The sequence below is a fragment of the Streptomyces sp. B8-7 genome, from assembly GCF_058833805.1.
The window spans coordinates 230,326-252,078 of the sequence record NZ_JBYRRL010000003.1; the positions used below are offsets into that span (position 1 = coordinate 230,326).

A 21,753-nucleotide genomic window follows, 5' to 3' on the forward strand; every position below is an offset into this window, starting at 1 on the left:
CACACACACCGTGGCGGGGGACGCGGCCGGGGGGCTACCGCAGCGGGATGTCGATCCCGTACTCGCCCCTGGGGCGGGGGCCGTGGATGCGCCTGTCGGTTCCGGCGATGGCGACGTCGTTGATGCTCGCCTCACGGCTCCGCATGAGGCCGTGCTCGTCGAACTCCCACAGTTCGTTGCCGTAGCTGCGCCAGCACCGGCCTGCCGCGTCGCGCCACTCGTACTGGAACCGGACGGCGATCCGGTTCTCGTGGAACGCCCACAGGCTCTTGCGCAGCGCGTAGTCGAGTTCGCGCTCCCACTTCCGGGTCAGGAAGGCGACGATCTCCTCGCGGCCGCTGACGAAGGTGTCCCGGTTCCGCCACCGCGAGTCCGGCGTGTAGGCCAGCGCCACGCGCTGGGCATCGCGGGTGTTCCACGCGTCCTCAGCCGCCTGCACCTTCTGCAGGGCCGTCTCCCGCGTGAACGGCGGACAGGGCGGACGGACATCGGGCATCACGGTCTCCTCACGTCGAGAACGGTCGTTCTCTATCGGTGGGGCTAAGATAGAGAACGACCGTTCTCGACGTCAAGGAGCCCCGGATGCCGTCCGCGATCACCGAGGAACAGACCCGCCTGGACCGCGCAGCCCTGCTCGACGCGGCGGAGAGGCTGTTCTACGAGCGGGGAATCCAGGCAGTCGGCATGGACGGGATCCGCGCCGCGTCCGGTCTGCCCCTCAAGCGGATCTACCGGCTCTTCGCCACCAAGGAAGACCTCGTCGTCGCGATGCTCCAACGTCGCGACCAGCGGTGGCGGGGCAGCCTGGCCGCCCGCGTGGAGCAGTTCGCGGATCCTCGCGAGCGGGTCCTCGCGGTCTTCGACTGGCTCGCCGAGTGGTTCGCAGAGCCCGGTTTCCGCGGCTGCGCCTGGGTCAACGCCCACGGCGAACTCGGCTCGTCGTCCCCGGCCGTCCTCGCCGAGGTCCGGTCACACAAGCAGGCGTTCCACGACCAGATCACCGAGTGGGCGCACGCCGCCGGGGCGCCGGCGGCCGAACCCGTCCTCCTGCTCGCCGAGGGGGCCATCGTGACCGCCGGCATCACCGGCGACCCCGCCCCGGCCCGTCACGCACGCGCGGCCGTCGCCACGCTGCTCGGGACGCCCTGACGGTCCCCGGCGCGCGCGTCGGGGGTTCCACGGCGGCGACGTGGGCGCCGCGGCCTCGGTCACGCCCCCTCCGGGGGTACGGCGGCCGGGCCGCAAGCGGGCAGGAGCCTCCTGCGCAGAGGGCCTGCCCGCAGGCGGACCGGACCGTCAGGCGATGAAGTCCCGGACCTTGGCGTAGTTGCCGGAGTCGTCGTTCATGGCGTTGTGCGTCTTGCATCCCACGGACGTGTTGACCGCCCCGGCCAGTTTCGCCGACTCGTCCGGATTGATCATGGCGTCGCACGTCGACCAGAGAGTGGCGTAGCCGACGCCGCCGGGTGTCTCGTCGCCGGAGTTGAGCGTCTTGAGGAAGGAGCTGCCCGCGACCATCTCCTTGCACGAGGTGTAGAAGGCGCAGAACAGTGCGAGATCGGTGCCGTGGTTGACGCCTGCCACGGACACGAAGTCGTCCACGGTGGAGGTGCCTCCGCCGTACTTCAGGTACCAGCGGGAACCGAGGGTGCCCATCGAGTGGGCAACGATGTCGACCTTCGTGGCGCCGGTCGCGGCGAGCACCTGCTGCACCTTGGTCGCGAGCTGGCCCGCGGTCGTCTTGTTGGACTGCTTCCAGTTGTAGGACCAGGTGAACAGTTCCGAGTCCGAGTAGCCGTCGGCCTTGAACTTGGCGACCCAGGTGTTCCACGTGCTCGCCGAACTGCTCAGGCCGTGTACGAAGATGACGGGGTTGCGGCTTGCGGCGTGCGCCTGCGGCACGGTGACCAGCGGCGCCACGACCAGGGCGGCGAGAGCGGCGGTGCGGACAGAGCGTCTCATGGGGACCTCTCCGGAACTCGGCCAGGCGAGAGCATGGGGAGCTCTGGCTCTGGCTGAACAGTGGGGGAGCGCACCGGCCGGTGACGCACGTGAATGTGGCACGGCCTGTTTTGTTACCGCTAGGTAGCAACAAGTTTCAATCAGGTAACGTGCAACCGCGGGTGACTGTGCGTCAGGGATGGGCCGCCCTGGCGGCGAGCGGTTCGGCGGCACCTGTCACGTTTCATCGGGACATGGCCGCGCAGCGGCGCATGCCGTCCTCGCCCGGCAGCGCAAGTGCCCGGCGAGCGACGCCGGTTCACAGCTCTCGCACACGCGGGTCCGGCGGGCCGGCGTGTCCCGGCCGGCCGGGACACGGTGCCGTCAGTCGCCTCCGGACGGGCCGGCCGGCTGGAACGGCAGTTCCACGGTCGCCGTGGTCCCGGCCGGGATCCGCGGTTGCAGCAGGAGGCGTCCTCCCGCCGTCTCGACCCTGACCCGCAGGGAGGCGAGGCCGATGTGGGCGCCGCGCACGCTCTCGTCCAGGGCCCGCGGCGGCAGTCCGCGCCCGTCGTCGGCCACCAGCAGGTGCAGGAGTCCGTCCCGGACCTCCAGACGTACCTCGACGTTCAGCGCCTCCGCGTGCTTGACGACGTTGCCGAGGAGTTCCCGCGCCGCGGCGAAGGCGAGGGGCTCGACGGGGGAGGGCGGTACGGGCCGGCAGTGGATCCGGACGTCGAAGCCGCCGCGCTGCGCCGCGCTGTCGGCAAGGCTCCGCACCGCTTCCGACAGGCCCCGCTGTTCGAGGACCGCCGGGTGCAGTTCCCCGACGACCGAGCGCATCCTGCGCGCGGCCTCCCCGAGCGCCCGGTCGGCGCGGTCCAGCGCTGCCCCGTGGCCGGGCTCACGGGCCTCGTCCACATCCTGGCGTGCGGCGAGCACGTCCTGCAGGGCTTCGTCGTGCAGTGCCTCCGCGAGGTTGCGGCGCTCACGTTCCTCGGCGTCAACGGCCTGCCCCAGCAGTGCGCGGCTCCGTTCCAGGAGCACCCCCACGCTCCTCACCCGGTCCTGCTGGATCCGGGTGAGTGCGGTGCAGACGCCTCCGAGCAGCAGCAGGCTGAGCAGGAGCAGGAGTGTGCGCCCCCATCCGTCGCCCGTGCCGGCGCCCTGCACGGCGAGGAGGTAGGCGATGGCGGAGGCACCGGTCATCGAGGCCGTCACCCGTGGCGACGTCTGAAAGGCGGCGAGCACGGGGATGAGGAAGAAGGCGTCGTCGACCAGGGGCCGGATGCCGGACGGGGTGTCGAACCCCTGCGCCGTCGCCAGCAGCGCCCCGAGGACGACCAGGTCGAGCAGCAGCAGACGCCAGGAGCGCGACGGCGAACGGCCGCCACGCCAGGCCGCCCACGCCAGGAACAGCGCCCACAACGCGTAGCCCGCGACCAGCGCTCTGCAGGCGTTCTCGTTCTCGAGCGGGGGGAACAGGACGAGTTGCACGACCAGCAGAGCCAGGATGAGCAGGCGCACCAGAGTCTGGGACCGTGTCGCGTCGAGGTCGTGCGCATCCGCGACGGAGCGGGCGGTGGGGGCGCCGCGTCCGGGCGTCCGACGGGATCGTGCGCCTTCCGGGATCAACCGGTCCGCGTGGTCCGCCGGAGGGTCCCGGGTCATTCCAGAAGCCCGCGGCGCATCGCCTCGGCCACCGCGGCGGCCCGGTCGCCGACGTCGAGTTTCTCGTAGAGCCGCTGGGTGTGGGTCTTGACGGTGCTGGGGGCGAGGAACAGTTCCTCGGCGATCCGGGGGACGCTCTTGCCCTCGGCGAAGCCTCGCAGCACCTGCAGCTCGCGCTCGCTGAGCTGCACCTGGTCCTCTCCGGCGGCGGCGCGGAGCCGGACCTGGTTCATCAGGCCGCTGGTGAGGTCCGGTGGAAGCGCCGTCCCGCCCCGGGAGACCCGCAGCACGGCGTCGACGATCTCGCGTCGTGTGGCGTCCTTGGCGAGATAGCCGGCGGCACCCTCCCCGACGGCGCGGAACACCACGGAGTCCTCCGTGTGCGCGGAAAGGATGATCACCCGCACCGGCAGACCGTCCCTGGCCACGGCATGGAGCACGGCGAGACCGTCCAGCTTCGGCAGCGCGTAGTCCACGAGCGCCACATCGGGCTCGTCGGCGCGGAGGTGCTCCAGGGTCTGCGCCCCGTCCCCCGCTTCGGCCACGACCTCGACCAGCCCGCTCTCCCCCAGCGCGCGGACGACGCCCTCGCGGTATATCGGGTGGTCGTCGGCAACGACGACGCGTACGCGGGTCTCGTGTGTGCGCATGCGGCCCACCGTTCTGTCCGCCTGTGGGCCCGCCGGGGATCGCGGTGCCCGAGCCCATTGTCCTGCGGCCCGCGGGCCGTGGTCCACACGAGCGGGGTCCGTCGTGTCCGGGCATCCGCACCGGCCGCGGCGCTCCGACGGCAGGTCCGGCCGATCGCCCGCCGGGCGGGAGAGACGGCTCGACCGCCGGACGGAGGGACGCTCGACCGCCGGACGGGAGGGACGGTCTACGGCGCTCGGCTCTCCTGGGCGGTTCCCTGCGGGGTTCGCCCGCGGCGGGCGAACGCGGCGAGAAAGAGCAGCGCGGTTGCCAGGACGATCAGACCGAGCACCGTGAACGTCGCCCGGTAGCCCTCGTGCAGGGCCCGGACCTCGGAGGCGAGAGGGTCGGCCCCGGCGGTCGTGGATGCGGCCAGACCGGTCAGCAGGGCGAGGCCGAACACGCCTCCGGTCATTCTGGCGGTGGTCACCAGTCCGCTGGCCGGTCCCGAGTCCTGGTGCGGTATCCCGGCCGTGGCCGCGTGGGTGAGCTGCACGAACGAGATGCCCAGCCCGGCGCCGATCAGGAGTGACGGTGCCAGGGCCTCCTGCACGAAGGTCCCCTCCCCCGGCACTCGCCCGAGCCACAGCAGTCCCGCGGTCAGCGCGGCCAGGCCCAGGCCCAGGGCCGTGCGCGGACCCGTGCGCCGCGCCAGCCGGGGCGCCAGCGTGCAGCCGAGGACGCCGGCCACCGAGAGGGGCACCTGGCACAGCGCGGCGGTCCTGGGGCCGTCACCGAGGATCTGCTGCTGGTACAGGGAGAGGAAGAAGAACATCCCCGTGACCACCATGCCCAGGACGGCCATGCCGATGTTGGCGAGACCCGTGAGTCCCGTGGTGAACACACGGAGCGGCAGCAGCGGCCGGTCGCTGCGCCTCTCCCCGGCGGCGAACGCCGCGAGCAGCGCGGCTCCGGTCCCCAGGGACACCGGTACCTCGGGGTGCGTCCACCCGGAGCGCCCGGCCTCGGTCATCCCGTAGGCGACAAGGAGCAGCCCGACCGGCATCAGGGCGGCGGCCTTCATCTCCCGGCGGGACGGGCTGCGGACCTTCTCGGCGTCGGCCGGAACACCCCGCAGACACACCAGGGCGAGGAGCAGAGCCAGGGACGCCGTGACGTGGAAGATCCCCCGCCAGCCCACGGCTTCGGTGGCCAGCCCACCCGCCAGCACTCCTGTCCCGCCGCCGAGTGCGGCCGCCGCTCCCACGGTCCCCAGGGCCCGGCTCCGGAGCGGCCCGGGGAAGAGGGTCAGGACCAGGCAGAGCACCGCGGGCTCCACCAGCGCGACCCCGGCTCCCTGCAGTGCCCGCGCCGTGACGAGCGTACCGGTGCCCTCGGCCAGACCGGCCATGACGGACGCGCCGCCCAGCACGGCCAGCCCGGTCAGGAGAAGCCTGCGCCGACCGGTCATGCCCATGGCCGCTCCGGCCGGCAGGAGCAGCGCGGCGACGGCCAGCACATACGCGGAGACCACCCAGGACAGGTCCACGGGCGACAGGTGCATGGCCTCGCCGATGGCCGGCAGAACGATGTTGATGTTCGCCGCGCTGAACGTCACCAGGAACTGCGCGGCGGTCAGCAGGGCGAGCACCGTCCGCAGCGAGGCCGGCCCGGGCCGCAGCGCCGGTCCTCGCCCGGACCGGAGGGCGGCTGAGGCCATGGCCGCGGGGAGCGACCGGTCGGGCCGGTTCATGCCGTGTCTCCTCAGATCGTCCAAAACGGGTTGCGGACCTCCCGCGTCCTGCACCCCCAGGAGGGACGGTCGGCCCTCCGGCGCCCCGTCCCGGCCGGGCACACGGCCCGGAACTGCCCGGAGCTGCCCGGAACTGCCAGGAACGCCTGGTTCTTGGTACGGCCGCCGGACGCCGGGCCCGGCGACTGCAGCCGGCGCGCCTCCCCGGGGCTCTCGGACGGCTGCCGCTCCAGGCTCGCGCGTGCGGCCGGTCTCCCGCACCGCCCCATCGGCCGGTTCGCCGGTGGAACGGCCGTCCGCCGACCGGAGGACTCCGGACCCGTGAGAGCAGCGTGTGCCCGGCGACGGAGCCCGGTGGCGCCCCGAGCGCCTCCGGCGTGTCCCGGCCCCGGCCCGCCTGTCGCGCCGTCTGCCTGCCGGGGCCATCCGGGTTCCGGTGCTCGGCAGCCGGCGGCCCCGTCCCCCGGCCGAGGGACGGGCACGTCCACCCGCGCACCCCCCGGTCGGTGGCAGCGGGGCAGCGGCGTGGTGGGCCACCGTGGAGTCGGCATCCGGTGCCGTGGCAGGCGGCGTTCGCCCCGTCACGGCGCCCGGCAGGCATTCTCGCCGCGCCGCCCGAGAGTCCGAGTACGTCCACCTGTGAGGTGTGCAGGCCGATGAAGCCCATGTCCACTGCGATGCTGCGGGCCGTGGCCGCCGGGCTCGCCGTGCTGGTGACCGGTTTCGGTGCCCTGTTCGTCTTCCATCTGGTGATGTGGAGGGACCCGTCGCTGCCGACGATGTTCACGGACCTCTGCGAGACCTGGGGCGACGGTCTGGCTCTGCCGGTCATGACGGGGGCGCTGGTCCTCGCCCTCGCCCGCCTCCCCGCGGCCGCCCGGGAGGGCCCGCACGCGGTCGCGGCGGCGGTCGCGGGCGGCACGGTCGGAGCCCTGACCCAGCTGGTCCGGCTGCGGGACGGTGCCCACGAACTCACGTGGGCGCATCCGCAGCCACACCACTTCAACGCGGCCGGCGTGTACCACGCGGTGTTCCTGACGGTGATGTGCGCGGCGACGGCCGCGCTGTGGACGCTCGCGCTGAGGCGGGCGCTCCGGGCACGCCCCGGCGACCAGGGCTGCCGCACGGCTGTCCGGTCACTCGGTGTCGGCCTGGCCGCCGGTCTCGCCTTCGTCGCGCTGCTGGTGATCGACGACTGGAAGTTCCTCCCGAGCAGCAGCGGAGCCACGGTCCTGGCCGCGACGGCGGCCGCCGCCGTGCTGGTGGTGGGCCTGTTCGTCGCGGTCATGGTCCGGGTCCGCAGCCGCACGCGCGCCCCGGCGGACCGGGCCGCCGCGAAGGCGGGGCCTTCCTCCGAGGCCGGTCGCCCCGGGGCCGGGCGTTCTGATCAGATTGACGTCTTCGGCTGAGGCCTGCCGCCCTCGGCGCGCAGTTGCTCGTTGATGCGCTGCGCCTCTTCGAGCTGGTCTTCGAGGATGACGATGCGGCAGGCGGCCTCTATGGCGGTGCCCTGGTCGACGAGTTCGCGGGCACGGGCGGCGATGCGCAGCTGGTACCGGGAGTAGCGGCGATGACCGCCGCCGGAGCGCAGCGGGGTGATCAGGCGGTGTTCCCCGAGGGCACGGAGGAAGGCAGGGGTGGTGCCGAGCATCTCGGCGGCCCGGCCCATGGTGTAGGCGGGGTAGTCGTCATCGTCGAGAGGACCGACGGGACGGGAACCGGCAGGCGGCATAGACCTCTTCTTTCGGGGACGCGTCGGGGGGCCCGGGTGCCAGTACGGCACCCGGGCCCCGAGCCTTCAACACCATCTACCGGCGCGCTGCGCCGGCCTTGTTCTTCCGCAGGTGCCGCCTGGGAGGGCGGGGTTGCGGGGATCGTGAATGCGTGACCGGGGACCACCTTCCAATCCGGGGCCTTGCGTTACCCGGGCGGACTGCTTCCTCGCCCGGGTGATCCTGATGGCGTCCTGCTCCTTACCTTTCGATTACGCGGATACCGCGGGTGCTGCTCACAGCCCCGCTGGGGGCCGTGTCCTTCTGGTCCACCTGCACGGCAGTTCGTGTCTGCCGTGCCCGCTTCGACTTCTGGGTACGGGGACAACGTTAACCCTGCGACGAGGGAATGTCTACTGTTGCCATGACAGTTTTTCTCCATGGAGTGCGTGACTGCTTCTGCCGCAGGCACATCGGGAAGAGTGCCCACACGCATGGCGGTCCCCGCCTCCCGTACCGCGGTCCCCGGTGAGACGGGCCCGGTGCTCGGCGGCGCCCGACGGCGTCCCGAGCCGCGCACGAACCACCTTCGGCGTGTCCTGCGGCCGACGCCGGCGACGGGCTCGGACATCCGGCAGGATCCGCGTCGTGGCGCGCCTGCCGGCCGTTTCTCGATCGAGGTGAGTCCCCGTGGGACGGCCTCATGGTCTCCGGACCGTGCCGGCCACCCGGTGCGGTCCGCTCGCCAGAGTGCCGGCGGCCGGGGATCGGTGTCCCGGACCGTGCTCTCCGCCTCTCCGCCTCTCCGCCGACCAGGCGCAGCTGCACGGACGGGGCCGGGCACGTACGTGACAGGTGACCGGCCCGCTGATCACCGGTCGGGTCGGGCCCACGGTCGTCGGCCCCGGGTGAGTCAGCGGCCGCCGGCGCGGGCGATCCCCTCGCCGGGGCACGGGCGACGGCGCCCACACGGAGCGCGCCCGCAGGCGCAGCCGGTGGCCGGCGAACCGGCGCACCGCGTCATTCCGGAGGAATGCGGAACTCGAACTCGGGCCGGTCCCACAGGACCGCGGGCGGGTTCGCCAGGGCGGTCCCGGTCCGTACGGCACCGACCCGGTGGTAGAAGTCCTCGGCGGGAAGGTGCGCCACGACCGTGACGCGGTCGAGCCCGGCGGCACGGGCCTCGGACTGCATGTGCGCCACGAGCAGGCGTCCGATACCCCGTCCTTGCGCCGCGTCGGCGACGAACAGCAGGTCGAGCTCCGGCGGAGCGAGGACGAGCGAGTAGAACCCGAGGACCCGGCCGCCGTGCTCGTCGGCGCCGACCGCCACGTAGGCGCGGTGGGTCTCGATGTAGTCGGGGCCGACCCGGTAGCCTGCCACGGCGGCCGCGTACTTGCCCCGGTAGGCGCCTGAGCCACGCACGAGCCGGGTGAGCCGTTCGGCATCCCGGGCGACGGCCCTCCGTATGGTGACCGGCTGACTGACCGGGGAAGTGCGTGAACCCATCGGGAGAGTATTCCGCACCGGTGCGCGCCTTCGTGCAGCGGGTCGGCTGCTCGGGCCTGGGAGCGGGCGCTCCTGCGGGCGGTCCTCGACCTGGCCGCGCGACAACGGCCGGATGCGTTCACCCTCGCGGGGCGAGGATGCCCGCTCCCGCATCGGCCGGCCCGGCCTGCGCGACCTGCCCGGTGCCGGCCGGGGCGCGGGGAGGCACGAGGCCGTCAGGAGGAGCAGGTGCGCGCTCCTGGGGCGAACCCTGCCCCGGGCGCGGACCAGGGCCGGCCCGGCGTCGCCGGTCGCCAAGGGCGGCACCGGTCCCGGAGCCGGTGCGCGGCATGTCCTCGGCGCCTCCACTGTGCCCCCGCCGGGCCCGCCACGGTGGCGCGGCGGGCCCGGCAACTGCGACAGCCCGTTCCGGGAGAGAACACCGGTCTTCCGCGAGGGGACGGTCGCGGCACACGCGCTCCCTTGCCCGGCATACCCTTCAAAGAGGGGTGGCCGTGGTGGCGCGGCGCAGCCCGCACCGTCGACGGGCGTCGGACAGCGGACTCGGTCGCGGCTGCACCCTCACCCTCCAGGAGGTCCGCATGGAGCACCAGCCCTTTCCCTCCGAAGGCCACGCCGAGGTCCGCATCGCGGCCGCGCCGCCGGAGGCCGCCCGGCGCGTCGCCGCAGGGCTCCGACGCCGCTCCGCCTGGACCGACCAGCACAGCCGGCCCGCGGGCCGGGCCGGAGGGACACCGCTCCACATCAGCCTCGACACGGCTGAAGTGGCGGCGCCCGCACAGTCCTGGCTCACGGCCGGCGCCTCGACAGAGCAGACCCGGACACAGACACACGCCGACGAGGCGCGACCCGGATCCGAGCGGCCCGAGGATCCGCCGTCGCCTCCGTCCCCGCGCGGCCGTCAAACCGGAGAACGACAGTCATGACGAAACTCCGCGAACGCAAGAGCAACCGGAAGGCGGTCCTGCGGTCCCTCTACGGGGCCGTCGAGCGCAACCGCCCCGACGTCAGTGGATCGGCGCTGCGCGCCGAGCTGGCCCTGCCCGACGAGGACCTCTCCGCCGCCTGCGCCTATCTGACCGACGAGGGCCTCATCAGCGTGGACTGGACATCACACCACACCCCCGCCACCGTCTCGCTGACTCACCAGGGCATCCGTCTGATGGAGGAACTGGAGGAGGAGCAGGAAGAGGAGGAGCAGGAGGAACAGGAGGACCGGGTGAAGCCGGACGAGGCACACCGGACGACCGACCCGCCCTCTTCTTCTCGTCCAGAGGTAACCTGACCGCACCGAGAGCTTTTCGCGCAGCGCGACCGGCGGTGCCGTTCCCGGCGAGTGACGAAACGGGCAGTCGTCCGACGGCTCCCGGGACGGGACCGCACGATGGAACCCGACGGAACACCGGCCGAAGGCACGACCTCGGCCGACGCGCACACGTACCTCATGCCCACGCCTCGCCTGGCCCTGACCCCGGACGTCAGCCACGGCCCGCTGGACGGGGCCTGGTGGCCGCACTGCGATGCGCTGGAGCTCGAACTTCCCTCGCTGGTGGACTCGTTGGAGCCCGACCCGGACACGACGGTACGGGTCACGGTGGACCCCGCCGAATGGCCCGGCGCCCCGCGCACCGTCATGGCCCCCGGCCGGGTGATCGCCGTGGAGCCGGCCGGTCCCGGAGGCGGGACGCACGCCATCTCCCTGGACTGCGGCTCCGTGGGACGCTGGGTGCTCCTGGTCGTCCCGCCGGACGAGCCGGCCGGAACGGCCGCCCGGCTGCTGGCCGCTGCGGCCGACCCCGAGAACCCGCTGACCGCCGCGCGCATGCTGGCCCTGGCCGAGACCGATCGCCTCGGGAGCACGGCAGGAGAGACGGACTGAGGCACCCCGGTCCCGGGGGCCCCACGGCCGGCCCTGCCATCCCGCCGTGCACCCCTCCCCCTGCGAGCCGTCGACCACACAAGGCGCAGCGCCGCTACTCTTCGCCCCTGCCCTCCCCCGCGGGCCGTCGATGGAGTCGGACCGATCGCTCCCTCTGCGTTCGGAAGGCGGCCACCGCCGGTGCTCCCGCCGTTCGGTCGCGCATCGCCGCCCGCGCCCGTGAGCCTGTCGGCCAGGGCACCCCCGCCGGGGACGTGTGCCGCATCGTCTCCATCGCGGACGGACTCGATGACGCTCTGCGCCTGAACCGGGAAATACGCCGGAATCCGGACGAGCACCGCGCAGATATCTGGTCCCGCCACTACAGAAATACACCCCCGGCGCAGAGAACCCTTACCGGACGCTCCCGAAACCGCGCGACCGTCTCCATCCGGCCTGTGTTAACGTGAGACCAGTTGCAGTTTTGGTTGCCAGAGACTTTTCTTTGCAGAGGCTATTTGCAGAGCTTTCCGGATCCTTCCGGAGGGGTGATCATCGCGGCGACTCGGCTCCGCAGGGTGCGGAGTCCGGCACTACCCCCAAAGGGAGATTCAATATGGCATCTGGCACCGTGAAGTGGTTCAACGCGGAAAAGGGCTTCGGCTTCATCGAGCAGGATGGCGGCGGCGCTGACGTGTTCGCCCACTACTCGAACATCATCAGCAACGGAGGCTTCCGCGAGCTTCAGGAAGGCCAGAAGGTCAGCTTCGACGTCACGCAGGGCCAGAAGGGCCCGCAGGCCGAGAACATCGTTCCCGCCTGACGCGGACGCGAATCGTCGCGAGCCAGTGGCTCGCACATCATGTGGCTGGGGCCCGTGCTCTTGGGGTACGGGCCCCAGCTCATTGTTTATCCCGTTTTCCGGATTTTCCGGACCGTCGGCCGTCCCCGCTCCAGCGCCACGAGAACCGGTTCTTTTTTTCTCGGCTCATTCCTGCGAATCCTCGTGCGGTCATCGCCGCTGGACGGAATTCCTCGATACGCCGCGCCGAGGAAGGTTCTTCCGTGAACCGCACCCCGCGTCACACCGGCACCGCCTCCGGCAGCCGCCCCCGTACGCGGGCGACGGGCCGTCAGGGTTCCCGTCCGGGTACCGGACGACAGACCGGCCAGGGCGCGCGCTCCGCCCCGCGCCGACAGGAGTTCGCCCTGCCGGTCACCCTCACCGAGCCGCTGCCGGCGGTCGAGACGTTCACCGAACTGGACATACCCGCAAGCCTGTCGGCCGCGCTCGGCGCCGAGGGCGTGACCGTGCCCTTCCCCATCCAGGCGGCCACACTGCCGAACACGCCGGCCGGCCGGCCCGTTCCGGGCCGAGGCCGGACGGGCTCGGGCAAGACGCTCGCCTTCGGCCTGCCGGTACCGGCCCGTCTGGACGGACAGCGGGCCCGGCCCCGGCAGCCGCTCGCCCTCGTCCTCGTCCCCACCCGGGAACTGGCCAGCAGGTCACCGACGCGCTCCCCCCTACGCCCGTGCCCTACGGCTGCGGCTGGCCGCCGTGGTGGGCGGCAGGTCGACAGGCCGCCGGGCGCGTGCGCTGCGCGACGGCGCCGAGGCCGTCGCGGCGACGCCCGGCCGCCTCAAGGACCTCATCGGGCGGCGGGCCTGCCGGCTGGACCAGGTCGCCGTCACCGTGCTGGACGAGGCCTCGTCGTCACCCTCGTACTGCCGCACCAGCGGCCAGCGGTGGACCGTCCGACGGGTGACGCCGGAATCGCTCCGCGCACCGTGCGGATCCGCCCCGGCGAGGCCGAGCCGCACCGCATCACCGGCGCCCGGACCCCCTCCGGGGTGCCCGTCGTGCTCGCCTCACCGGTCGAAGGACGGCCCGAGGGCGGAGGATCCGCCGGCCGGCAGCGCAGGAACCGGGCCGCCGGCCGTGGGAGGAGCGGCCGGGCCGCCACCCGGGGCAGAACAGGCTAGGGCGTCGAGGCGTCCGGGCCGGGGTCGCCGCCCTCGGCGCGCACGGCCAGGCGGGTCATGTAGTGGCGCCAGCCCTCCTCGTGCGCCGCGCGGGCCTCGGGGGACGGCAGGCCGCTGTGGACCAGGCGGAGCAGGGTGCCGTCGTCGGTCGGTTCGAGGGTGATCTGCACCGTGCTGGAGCCGGGCGGAACGGGCATGGAGCCGCCCTCCCAGCCCCAGGTGAAGACGAGCCGACGGGGCGGGTCGACGACGAGGAAGCGGCCGGAGGCGACGTGATCCGCGGTGACGCGGGTGCGGTAGGCGCCTCCCGGCTCGAACGAGAACGTACCGTCTGCGCCCATCCAGGACAGCCACTTCTCGCGGTCGGTGAAGAACGCGAACACGGTCTCGGGGCGGGCGGCGATCCGGCGCTCGAGGGTGACGGCGTCCGCGGCGGGCGAGGGGGGCGGAAGGAGCGGGGAAGGCGTCATGAGGGATTCCCCTTCCGGTCGGCCTCTTCGGCGAGCCGGGCCAGCGTGTCGAGCTTGGTGCCCCACATGGCCCGGAGGTAGTCGGCGAGCGGGCCGAGGGCCTCACGGTCAGCCTGGTAGAACCTCTTCGTCCCGTCCTTGCGCAGCGTGACGAGACCGGTGTCCCGCAGCACCTTGAGGTGCTGGGAGACGGCGCCGAAGGTGACGTCGAAGTGAGCGGCGATGTCACCCGCGGACAGCTCGTCCTCCCAGACCAGCCGGAGTATCTCGCGCCGTCTCGGTTCGGCGACCACCTGCACCGCGTCCATGTCCCGAATTTTAGTCCAGGCTGCAGCTTGCCGTTCCGGGAGGCCTTATTTTAGTCTGGACTAAATCAAGGGCCGCGAGGCCGGACATCATCAGGAGCACGACATGACCGCGATCACCTGCCAGATCGACATCGCCGCCGACCGGACCCGCGTCCTGGAGGCCCTGGACACCCACGACGGCCTCACCGGCTGGTGGACCGACGACGTGAACCGCAAGGACGACGTCCTGTACCTCAACTTCCCCGCCGTCCCCGAGCCCTTCCGGCTCCGCCGCGACCGGGCCGACGAGACCCGCGTCGCCTGGGTGAGCGTCGGCGCCTTCCCGCCGCACTGGGCCGGCACCACCATCACCTGGGATCTGACCGGCACGCCCGAGGGCACCGGGGTGGCGTTCTCCCACTCCGGCTTCCCGGAGGGCGACCCGGAGATCTCCATGATCACCGAGACCTGGAGCACGCTGATGACGCGGCTGAAGGAGTACGCCGAGACCGGCAGGGCGAACCCCTTCTTCACCGTCCGAGAGCCCCGATGAAGGCCGACGTCCTGACCGAGGCCGTGATCGCCGCCCCGAGCGACCGGGCCGCCGGGCGTCGCGCGCCCCGGACGGCCGTGGCCGGCAGGAGGGGAGCAGTACGACATCACCCGGCAGGCCACGGATCCCGCGCCGCCCACGCCGGGGATCCCGGCCGCTACGCCGGTGGGCGGCGGCTGCGGGAGAGTGCGCGTACGGCCACCGCCAGTGCCGTCACCACGGCCACGGCCGCCAGCGCGAACAGCCAGTTGCGCACGTAGTCCAGAGGCAGCACCGAGGCGTTGGCCCGCGGTCCCGGGCGCAGCAGCACGGGCAGTGCCACCACCGTCAACGCGCCCGCCACCAGCAACGCCCCGCGCACCGCGCCGCGCGCACCGCCGCGCACCGCCACCAGGCCGGCCACCAGCACGAACGGCGCGATCACCGCGTCGTGCAGCACCACCGCGCCACCCAGCCAGAGCAGTACGCCGCTCAGGTCGCGGACGTCGGCCAGCAAGGACACACCGACGCCCATGAGAGCCACACCGGCCGCCGCCGCGAACAGACGCGCCGCCTTCATGCCGGCACCTCCAGCCGGCCCACCCACTTGGTCTGCAGCACGCCGGGACGGTTGGGGGCGATGAGCCGCGCCGGGTAGCCGTGGTCCGGGGCGAGTTCCTCCCCGTTCAGGCGCAGGGCCAGCAAGGTCAGCGGGTCACGGGCATGCTGGTGCCCCATCTCCGACACCCGGTAGCCACCGCGCAGTTGCAACGACACCACCCTCACCTGCGCCTGCGGAGGCGCTCCCGCCCGATCCAGCAGGTCGACGATCCGCACCCCGGTCCACCGCGCCGACCTGCTCCAGCCCTCCACGCAGGCGATCGGCAGCTCCACCTCGTGCTGGGGCAGGGCGCGCAACTCCTCCAGCGTCAGGGTGTAGGGCCGCGGGCCCGCCACCACCAGGCGGTACTCCTCGTCGGCGATCCGGCCGACTCCGGCCGCCGCCGCGGTGCGGTTGACGGGCAGCGCCTGCGGGCCGTGGTCCGGATGCCGCGGCGCGAAGAGGATCAGGTTCTTCAAAGGGGTGAAGGACTGCCCCGCCGTGGTGAGGGTGACGGCGCCCACGGCCGCGCCGAGCGCGGTCAGCAGTGACCGCCGGTCGGGGCCGTCCTGCGCCGGCAGGGCGAGAGTCCCGGCCGACCGCCGGGACCAGTGCGCGCGGATCTCCGGCGCCTTGACCGCGACATGGAGAACGAGGGCCCCGGCCACCAGCCATCCCACCGCGTAGTGCACCGGCACGAAGGAGAACGGCCACGGGTACCACTGCGCCGTGTTCAGCAGACCGGTCGCCAGCTCGAAGACCGCCCCGGCGACCAGCACGGCGATCGACGCCCGTTCCAGCGTATGCCGCACCGACCGCAGCGGCGGCCACGCGAACAGGCGCGGATACACCGTCCACAACTTGGCCAGCAGGAGCGGAATCGCCGCGATCCCGGAGGCGACGTGCAGGCCCTGGGTGACCCGGTAGCCCGCTACCGGCCGGCTCGGGACGCCGCCGGCCGCCCAGCCCGGCGGATGCTGCATGAAGTGGCTGATCAGCCCCGTGGCGAAGCACATGGCGAACGCCACACCCAGCCATCGGCCGATGGAGGTCGCCGTACGGGCGTCGTGCAGCTTTCCGGTGAACACCGGCAGAGGGACACGCGTTTTCATACCCCCCATCCCACTCCGCGCCAGGCCGCACCGGAATACTTGAACCCCTTACGGAACGGGGACGGCCCAGGACATCGCCGGGCCGGTGCGGGCCGGGGCGGACGAGACGGACGCGGGCCTTGCCGCCGGCAGCCGTGCGGGCCGGGCTGCCCGGGGCGCTCCCTGTTCTCCTGCGGCGCCGGACGACCGGCGCCGCCGTCGAACGAAGGTGAAGGCACGTGAGCGCGATCAGCGTCGGGCAGGCCGTGGTCCTGGGCGTCGTGGAGGGGGTGACGGAGTTCCTGCCGGTCTCCTCCACCGGCCACCTCAAGATCACCGAAGGGCTGATGGGGATTCCCGTCGACGACGGGTCCGTCGTCGCGTTCACCGCCGTCATCCAGGTCGGCGCCATCGCCGCGGTGCTCCTGTACTTCTTCAAGGACATCGTGCGGATCGTCTCCGCGTGGGGGCGCGGGCTGGCCGACCGCGAGGAGCGCTACCACCACGACTACAAGTTCGCCTGGTGGGTGATCTGGGCGACCATCCCGATCGTGGTCGTCGGGCTCGCGGCGAAGCCGCTCATCGAGGGGCCGCTGGCCTCCCTGTGGGTGGTGGCCGGTTCGCTGGTCATCGGCAGCGGCCTGATGTGGGCGGCCGACCGGACGGGCCGCCACAAGCGCGGCGAGGACGACACCTCCCTCAAGGACGCCCTGCTCGTCGGCTCCTCCCAGATCCTTGCCCTGCTCTTCCCCGGTTTCTCCCGCTCCGGCGCCACGATGGCCACCGGCCTCATGCTCGGTCTGGAGCGCCTCGCCGCCACCCGTCTGTCCTTCTTCCTCGGCATCCCCGCCCTGACCGGAGCCGGCCTGTACGAACTGAAGGACGCCCTCGGTACAGGCGTCGGCGCGCTCCCGCTGGCCGTCGGCACCGCGGTCTCCTTCGCCGTCGCCTACGCCTCGATCGCCTGGCTGCTGAGGTTCGTCGCGAAGCACTCCTTCAACGCCTTCGTGGCGTACCGGATCGCGGTCGGTGTGCTCCTGTTCGGGCTGCTGGGTACCGGCGTGCTGCACGCCTGACCTTCCGGGCCCGTCCGGGAGCGGGCCGCCGGTGTCACCGCAGCCCGCGGCAGCCCTCGGAATCGACTTCGGTGAGGGTGACGCGCTCCGCAACGCCGCACGTCCCCGCCCGCCGCGCTCTCGGCCGGCTGGGGCTGGTCGCATGAGCACGTCCGAGTGCACCGCGACCACTCCCGGTTCGCTGGCCCCTCCCTGACAGTCCGCGTGCCGGTCCCTCGCACCCCATCCGACGGGGGCGGCGGCACGACGTTGCCGAGCGCCTCGCGCCCGAACCGGGCCGGACGCCCGGGTTCGGCGCGGTCGAAGGTGACCTGACCTGCCTGATCGGTGACGTCGGCGCACCCTGTCAGCGTCGCTCCGGCACATGCGCCCGGGTGGGATCGCGTGCTGTCCGATGAGGGGCCCGCCCGGGCAGTTCGGCCGGATCACTCGCGCCGGGTCCGCCGGTGTCAAGGATGTCCACGTGTCTCACCGCATCAGCGGGGACGGCGGATCGCGGGACGGGCGGCGCCGGCGGCGACCCGCCGCGGCCGGCCCGCCCGCCACGGCCCGGCTGCTGATCCGGTGACGTTCGCGGCCGGTCCTCCGAAACGCCGACGCGCTGCCGGTGCGCCCGCCGGCCCATGCCGTACGTTGCGTCCGGACCGGACCAGGTCGGCAGGCGGCTCCTGCCTGCGCAACGGGAGGACGAAGTAGTGATGCCACGTCGGTTCCTGACACGCCGTCTACTGCCCGCGGTCGCGGGACTCAACCTGCTCGCGCTGTCGGCCTGCGGCGTCGAGAGCGCCCCGGGCACCTCCCGGGCCCCGGTGTCCGAGCAGGTACCCGCCACGGGGCACAGCGAGATCAGGGCGCCTCGCGAGTTCAGCGGCATCGCCTGGCTCGCGACGCGGCGCAGACCGGGGGGAGACCAGGAGCCGCAGCAGGTCTTCCTGGTCTGCCACGACACCCGGGACAACGATGCCGAGCGGGATCTGCCGCGCCTGTCGATCGTGCGGACCCCGGTCGACCCCGACGGGATCGTCGTCAGGGAACTCGACGTCGACTTCCCCAGCATTCCCAACGACCTCGAGAGCATCGCCCGGGTGCCCGGGCGCCACGAGGCGCTGCTGGTGGAGAGCAACGCCGACGGCGACGATCCCGACCCCACCATCTATCTGGCCAGGTGGGACCGGCACCTGCACGTCAGGATCGCCGGCTCCGTGCCGTGGCCCAGGACGCCCCGGCCGCTCGTCAACGTCGAGGCCACCGCCGTCGCCACCGTGGACGGGCACGACTACTTCGTGTACGCCGAGCGGGCGGAGGGCAGCGACACCACCCTCGTCCACATGACCCGTCTGTCCGTCAGCCGCGGCGGCCGGATCACGTTCGGCAGGAAGTGGGTGTCGGTCCCGTTCACCGCGACCCAGCCGCCCGGGGCCCGTCCCGCCTCCGGCATGGACATCGACGACGAGGGCAACGTGTACATCTCGTCCGCCTACGACCCGGGGGACCTCGGCCCGTTCGACAGCGCCGTCTACCGCGCCGCCAGGATCCGCCCGGGCGGCCCCATCGGCGCGGAGCTGGTCCCGGCGCGGCCGCAGCTGCTGGCCCGCAGCTCGGGGCTCAAGGTGGAGGGCGTCGGCCTGGTCGCCGGCTCCTTCCCGATCTTCATCAGTGACGACGACGAGGACTACGGCGGTCTGCTGCGGCAGCTGCGGGTGACGGCGCCCGAGGACCGCCCGGCCGGCCGGCCCGGGCCGGCGCCGGGCACGGACGCCGTGCGCGGATAGCCGCACCACCGGCGTCGCGGCCCGCCCGGCGGAGCCGGAGCGGGCCCCGGCGCGGTGCGGCGGAGACGACCGGCTCCGCCGCACCGCTGTGGTCCGCCGCCGTCGCCGGAGGGACCGCCCGCACACGGCCGGGAACGAGGGGTGGGCAGCAGCGGGGGGACGGCCGGACGACGGCCGTCCCGTGGCCGTCCCGGGCCGGGCGTCGTGCCGGCGCGTCCGCCGCCGGGAGCCGGCCGGCAGACGGGGCCGCACCCCGGTCGCGGCGACCGGCGCGAGCGGGCTCCCGGTCAGCCGCTTCCGTGCGTGCTGCCGACCAGCGGACTCCCGTCCCGGGCGCCGGGCTCGCCGTCCTCGGCGGCGACGCGGGGCAGCCTGCGGTCCAGGGGGCGCGGCAGCCACCAGGAGGCGCGGCCCAGCAGGGCCATGGCCGCGGGCACCAGCACCATGCGGACGAGGGTGGCGTCGAGCACGATCGCGGTGGCCAGGCCCAGCCCCATCATCTTGACCAGCGGCGACGGATTGGCCACGAAGCTCAGGAACACCACGGCCATGATCAGGGCCGCTGAGGTGATCACCCGGCCCGTGGCGGCCATACCGCGGGCCACCGACTCCCGGGTGTCACCGGTGGCCTCGTACTCCTCGCGGACGCGGGACAGCAGGAACACCTCGTAGTCCATGGACAGGCCGAAGAGGATCGCGAAGAAGATCGTCGGCATGGGCGAGGCTATGGGGAAGGTGCTCTCCAGGTTGAACAGGAAGCCGCACCAGCCCCACTGGAACACGGCCACGACGACCCCGTACGCCCCGCCGATGGACAGCAGGTTGACCACCGCCGCCTTCAGCGGCAGGACGACGGAGCGGAACACCGTCATCAGCAGCAGGAACGAGGCGGCCAGGATCGCGGCGATGAAGACCGGCAGAGTGTCGGCGAGTTGGGCGGTGAGGTCGTCGGTCATGGCCGTCAGACCGGAGACCGAGACGTTGTCGGGCACGGTGTCGCGGACGCGGTCGAGGGTCCGGGAGGTCTCGGCGTCGGCGGGGGCGGTGGTCGGCAGCGAGGGCAGTACCACGGTGTCCCCGGCCGGCGACGTCAGGGGCTCGCCCACCGAGGCGATGCCGGGGTCGGCCGCGATCCGCCGGGACAGCGCCGGGATGTCCCCCGCCCCGGCACCCGGCCGGGTGAGGTCGGCGACGATCAGCAACGGGGCGTTGAAGCCGGGGCCGAACCCCTCGGCGAGCAGGTCGTAGGCGCGGCGGTGGGTGGTGGTCGGGGCGTCGTCGCCCGCGTCGGGGAAGCCGGTCTCCATGCGCAGGGCCGGGGCGGCGAGGGCGAGCAGGACGGCCGACGCGGCGAGCAGCCAGCGCCACGGCCGGCCCGACACCCGGTGGGCGAAGCGCCACCAGGCGGTCTCCTCGGCCCGCTTCACCGGGCGTCCGCGCCGCCGCAGACGCCCGGTTCTGTGCACCCGCTCGCCGAGCAGTGTCAGCAGTGCGGGCAGGAGGGTCAGGGCGGTCGCCAGAGCCAGCACGACGACCAGAGCGGTACTCAGACCGATGGTGGTCAGGAAGCTGAGGCCGGTCAGAGCCAGCGCGCCCATCGCCACGACGACGGTGCCGCCGGCGAAGAGCACGGCGGCACCGCAGGACGCCATGGCGTCGGACAGCGCGTCGGCGTTGTCCCGGCCGGCGGCGCGGTTCTCGCGGTGCCGGGCCACGATGAACAGGGCGTAGTCGATCCCCACGCCCAGACCGATCATGGCGCCGATGGTGGGGGCGGCGGCGGACACGTCCAGCACGCCCGCCAGCAGGGCGATGCCGGCCAGGCCCGCGGCGACGGCCACCAGGGCCAGCACCACCGGCACCAGGGCGGCCACCAGCGTGCCGAACGCGAGAACCAGGATGACCAGTGCGGCCAGCAGACCCGCCACCTCCGCTCCCGAGGTCTCCGTCTCCGCGTTGATGAAGACGGCGTCGCCTCCCAGTTCGGCGACGACGCCGTCCGCGCGGGCGGGTGCGACGGCCTCGGCCAGGGCTTCGATCTGCGCCGGGTCCACGTCCGTCGCGGGCACGTCGAAGGAGATCCGGGCGAAGCCGATGCGCCCGTCGGAGGAGACCGTGCCCGCGGTGAAGGGGCTTTCCGCGGCGGCGACATGCTCGGCCGCGGCGATCCGGGCGACCGCCGCGTCCACCGCGGCGCGGTGCGGCTGGAGCCGCTGCCCCTCGGGGACGGCGAAGACCGCCATGGCCGTACCGCCGGAGGCCTCGGGGAAGCGTTCCTCGAGCAGGGTCATGGCCCGCTCGCTCTGGCTGCCGGGCGCGGCCAGGTCGTCGGCGAAGGATCCGCCGGCGACAGCCGCCAGCGGCAGGAGCAGCAGGAGGGCGACGGCCCAGGCGGCGACGGTGGCCCGGGGGCGGCGCGCGCTCGCGTCGCCGACCCGGCGGGTGAATCGGTTCATGGCTGTGTGGGCTCCCGTGAGAGGGGTCGCCGGCCGTCCGCACGGTGCCGTGCGGACGGCCGGGGCGTGAGCACCTCCATCGTGGGTGCCGGGCGCCTCGCCGTCCCCCGCCGCCGGACGGGTTCGCGCTCCGGCCCGCGGCGGGACCCGCACCGGCCCCGTCTCCGCCTCACGGGGGAGGCGTTCCTCCGCCCACAGGCGGGTGACCGCGCACGTGGCCCGGTCCTACGATGAGCTGCCCGGCGCGCGCCGAGGAACGCGGAGGAACGCGGAGGAACGCGGAGGAACGCGGAGGAACGCGGAGGAACGCGGAGGAACGCGGAGGAACGGGGAAGGCCTTGGACGGAGCGACGACGAACCCCGCGAGCCGCGCCGCGGAACCGGCGGCCCCCGCCGTGCCGAGGGGGTTCC

At 73.2% G+C, this 21,753-nt stretch carries 20 protein-coding genes and 1 pseudogene; 9 read left to right on the plus strand and 12 right to left on the minus strand.

The genetic code is table 11. The annotated features are described in order from the left end of the window. Positions 1-34 precede the first annotated feature (34 nt). Positions 35-496: a nuclear transport factor 2 family protein gene (locus tag AC5K6T_RS16340; RefSeq protein WP_493209724.1), complete on the minus strand. Its 462-nt coding sequence runs from the start codon at positions 494-496 to the stop codon at positions 35-37. An 86-nt stretch (positions 497-582) separates the two neighbouring features. Between AC5K6T_RS16340 and AC5K6T_RS16345 the strand changes: the two genes are divergently transcribed. Next, the gene (locus AC5K6T_RS16345; protein ID WP_493209726.1) at positions 583-1,149 is read left to right on the plus strand and encodes a TetR/AcrR family transcriptional regulator; all 567 of its coding nucleotides are present in this window, start codon (positions 583-585) and stop codon (positions 1,147-1,149) included. Between the two features lie 147 nt (positions 1,150-1,296). On the opposite strand, the gene AC5K6T_RS16350 is transcribed toward AC5K6T_RS16345, so the two are convergent. The 4 genes from AC5K6T_RS16350 to AC5K6T_RS16365 form a co-directional block, all read right to left on the minus strand. Next, on the minus strand, positions 1,297-1,962 hold the full coding sequence (locus tag AC5K6T_RS16350) for an esterase/lipase family protein (protein WP_493209728.1): 666 nt from the start codon (positions 1,960-1,962) through the stop codon (positions 1,297-1,299). A 363-nt stretch (positions 1,963-2,325) separates the two neighbouring features. Next, on the minus strand, positions 2,326-3,468 hold the full coding sequence (locus AC5K6T_RS16355) for a sensor histidine kinase (RefSeq protein ID WP_493209729.1): 1,143 nt from the start codon (positions 3,466-3,468) through the stop codon (positions 2,326-2,328). A gap of 140 nt (positions 3,469-3,608) precedes the next feature. Further along, positions 3,609-4,262, minus strand: a complete 654-nt coding sequence (locus tag AC5K6T_RS16360) for a response regulator (RefSeq protein WP_493209731.1) — start codon at positions 4,260-4,262, stop codon at positions 3,609-3,611. Between the two features lie 227 nt (positions 4,263-4,489). Beyond that, positions 4,490-5,995 carry an MFS transporter gene (locus AC5K6T_RS16365; RefSeq protein WP_493209733.1) on the minus strand — a complete coding sequence of 502 codons (1,506 nt, stop codon included), beginning with the start codon at positions 5,993-5,995 and terminating at the stop codon, positions 4,490-4,492. Positions 5,996-6,660: 665 nt separating this feature from the next. Here AC5K6T_RS16365 and AC5K6T_RS16370 point away from each other — a divergent pair. Beyond that, the gene (locus AC5K6T_RS16370) at positions 6,661-7,404 is read left to right on the plus strand and encodes a hypothetical protein (RefSeq protein WP_493209734.1); all 744 of its coding nucleotides are present in this window, start codon (positions 6,661-6,663) and stop codon (positions 7,402-7,404) included. On the opposite strand, the gene AC5K6T_RS16375 is transcribed toward AC5K6T_RS16370, so the two are convergent. Both AC5K6T_RS16375 and AC5K6T_RS16380 read right to left on the minus strand, forming a co-directional pair. Further along, the gene (locus AC5K6T_RS16375; RefSeq protein ID WP_493209736.1) at positions 7,383-7,727 is read right to left on the minus strand and encodes a MerR family transcriptional regulator; all 345 of its coding nucleotides are present in this window, start codon (positions 7,725-7,727) and stop codon (positions 7,383-7,385) included. The two genes, AC5K6T_RS16370 and AC5K6T_RS16375, sit on opposite strands and share 22 nt — an antisense overlap. A gap of 1,000 nt (positions 7,728-8,727) precedes the next feature. Then, entirely contained in the window at positions 8,728-9,216 is a 489-nt protein-coding gene (locus tag AC5K6T_RS16380) for a GNAT family N-acetyltransferase (RefSeq protein WP_493209737.1), read from the minus strand. A 922-nt stretch (positions 9,217-10,138) separates the two neighbouring features. Here AC5K6T_RS16380 and AC5K6T_RS16385 point away from each other — a divergent pair. From AC5K6T_RS16385 to AC5K6T_RS16400, 4 genes and pseudogenes are all read left to right on the plus strand, one after another. Next, on the plus strand, positions 10,139-10,501 hold the full coding sequence (locus tag AC5K6T_RS16385; RefSeq protein ID WP_493209739.1) for a hypothetical protein: 363 nt from the start codon (positions 10,139-10,141) through the stop codon (positions 10,499-10,501). A gap of 159 nt (positions 10,502-10,660) precedes the next feature. Then, on the plus strand, positions 10,661-11,095 hold the full coding sequence (locus AC5K6T_RS16390) for a DUF5994 family protein (protein WP_493209741.1): 435 nt from the start codon (positions 10,661-10,663) through the stop codon (positions 11,093-11,095). A gap of 595 nt (positions 11,096-11,690) precedes the next feature. Further along, positions 11,691-11,897 (plus strand): cold-shock protein, encoded by a 207-nt coding sequence (locus tag AC5K6T_RS16395; RefSeq protein ID WP_067116135.1) that lies wholly within the window; start codon positions 11,691-11,693, stop codon positions 11,895-11,897. 242 nt (positions 11,898-12,139) lie between these two features. Further along, a pseudogene (locus AC5K6T_RS16400) lies at positions 12,140-12,782 on the plus strand (DEAD/DEAH box helicase); the annotation flags it as partial. A 271-nt stretch (positions 12,783-13,053) separates the two neighbouring features. Here AC5K6T_RS16400 and AC5K6T_RS16405 read toward each other — a convergent pair. Both AC5K6T_RS16405 and AC5K6T_RS16410 read right to left on the minus strand, forming a co-directional pair. Then, the gene (locus AC5K6T_RS16405; RefSeq protein WP_493209743.1) at positions 13,054-13,527 is read right to left on the minus strand and encodes an SRPBCC family protein; all 474 of its coding nucleotides are present in this window, start codon (positions 13,525-13,527) and stop codon (positions 13,054-13,056) included. Further along, positions 13,524-13,835 carry an ArsR/SmtB family transcription factor gene (locus AC5K6T_RS16410; RefSeq protein WP_493209745.1) on the minus strand — a complete coding sequence of 104 codons (312 nt, stop codon included), beginning with the start codon at positions 13,833-13,835 and terminating at the stop codon, positions 13,524-13,526. Before AC5K6T_RS16410 ends, AC5K6T_RS16405 begins: the two co-directional genes overlap by 4 nt. A 103-nt stretch (positions 13,836-13,938) precedes the next feature. On the opposite strand from AC5K6T_RS16410, the gene AC5K6T_RS16415 reads away from it, so the two are divergent. Beyond that, the gene (locus AC5K6T_RS16415; protein ID WP_493209747.1) at positions 13,939-14,367 is read left to right on the plus strand and encodes an SRPBCC family protein; all 429 of its coding nucleotides are present in this window, start codon (positions 13,939-13,941) and stop codon (positions 14,365-14,367) included. Between the two features lie 157 nt (positions 14,368-14,524). On the opposite strand, the gene AC5K6T_RS16420 is transcribed toward AC5K6T_RS16415, so the two are convergent. Both AC5K6T_RS16420 and AC5K6T_RS16425 read right to left on the minus strand, forming a co-directional pair. Next, entirely contained in the window at positions 14,525-14,926 is a 402-nt protein-coding gene (locus AC5K6T_RS16420; protein ID WP_493209749.1) for a hypothetical protein, read from the minus strand. Beyond that, positions 14,923-16,068, minus strand: coding sequence for a molybdopterin-dependent oxidoreductase (locus AC5K6T_RS16425; RefSeq protein WP_493209751.1), 1,146 nt, complete (start codon positions 16,066-16,068; stop codon positions 14,923-14,925). Before AC5K6T_RS16425 ends, AC5K6T_RS16420 begins: the two co-directional genes overlap by 4 nt. Before the next feature lie 209 nt (positions 16,069-16,277). On the opposite strand from AC5K6T_RS16425, the gene AC5K6T_RS16430 reads away from it, so the two are divergent. Further along, positions 16,278-17,114, plus strand: coding sequence for an undecaprenyl-diphosphate phosphatase (locus tag AC5K6T_RS16430; RefSeq protein ID WP_493209753.1), 837 nt, complete (start codon positions 16,278-16,280; stop codon positions 17,112-17,114). Between the two features lie 698 nt (positions 17,115-17,812). Then, a complete protein-coding gene (locus AC5K6T_RS16435) occupies positions 17,813-18,886 on the plus strand; it encodes a hypothetical protein (protein WP_493209755.1) in 1,074 nt (357 codons plus the stop codon). 287 nt (positions 18,887-19,173) lie between these two features. On the opposite strand, the gene AC5K6T_RS16440 is transcribed toward AC5K6T_RS16435, so the two are convergent. After that, positions 19,174-21,342 carry an MMPL family transporter gene (locus AC5K6T_RS16440; protein ID WP_493209757.1) on the minus strand — a complete coding sequence of 723 codons (2,169 nt, stop codon included), beginning with the start codon at positions 21,340-21,342 and terminating at the stop codon, positions 19,174-19,176. Positions 21,343-21,753: the final 411 nt, after the last annotated feature.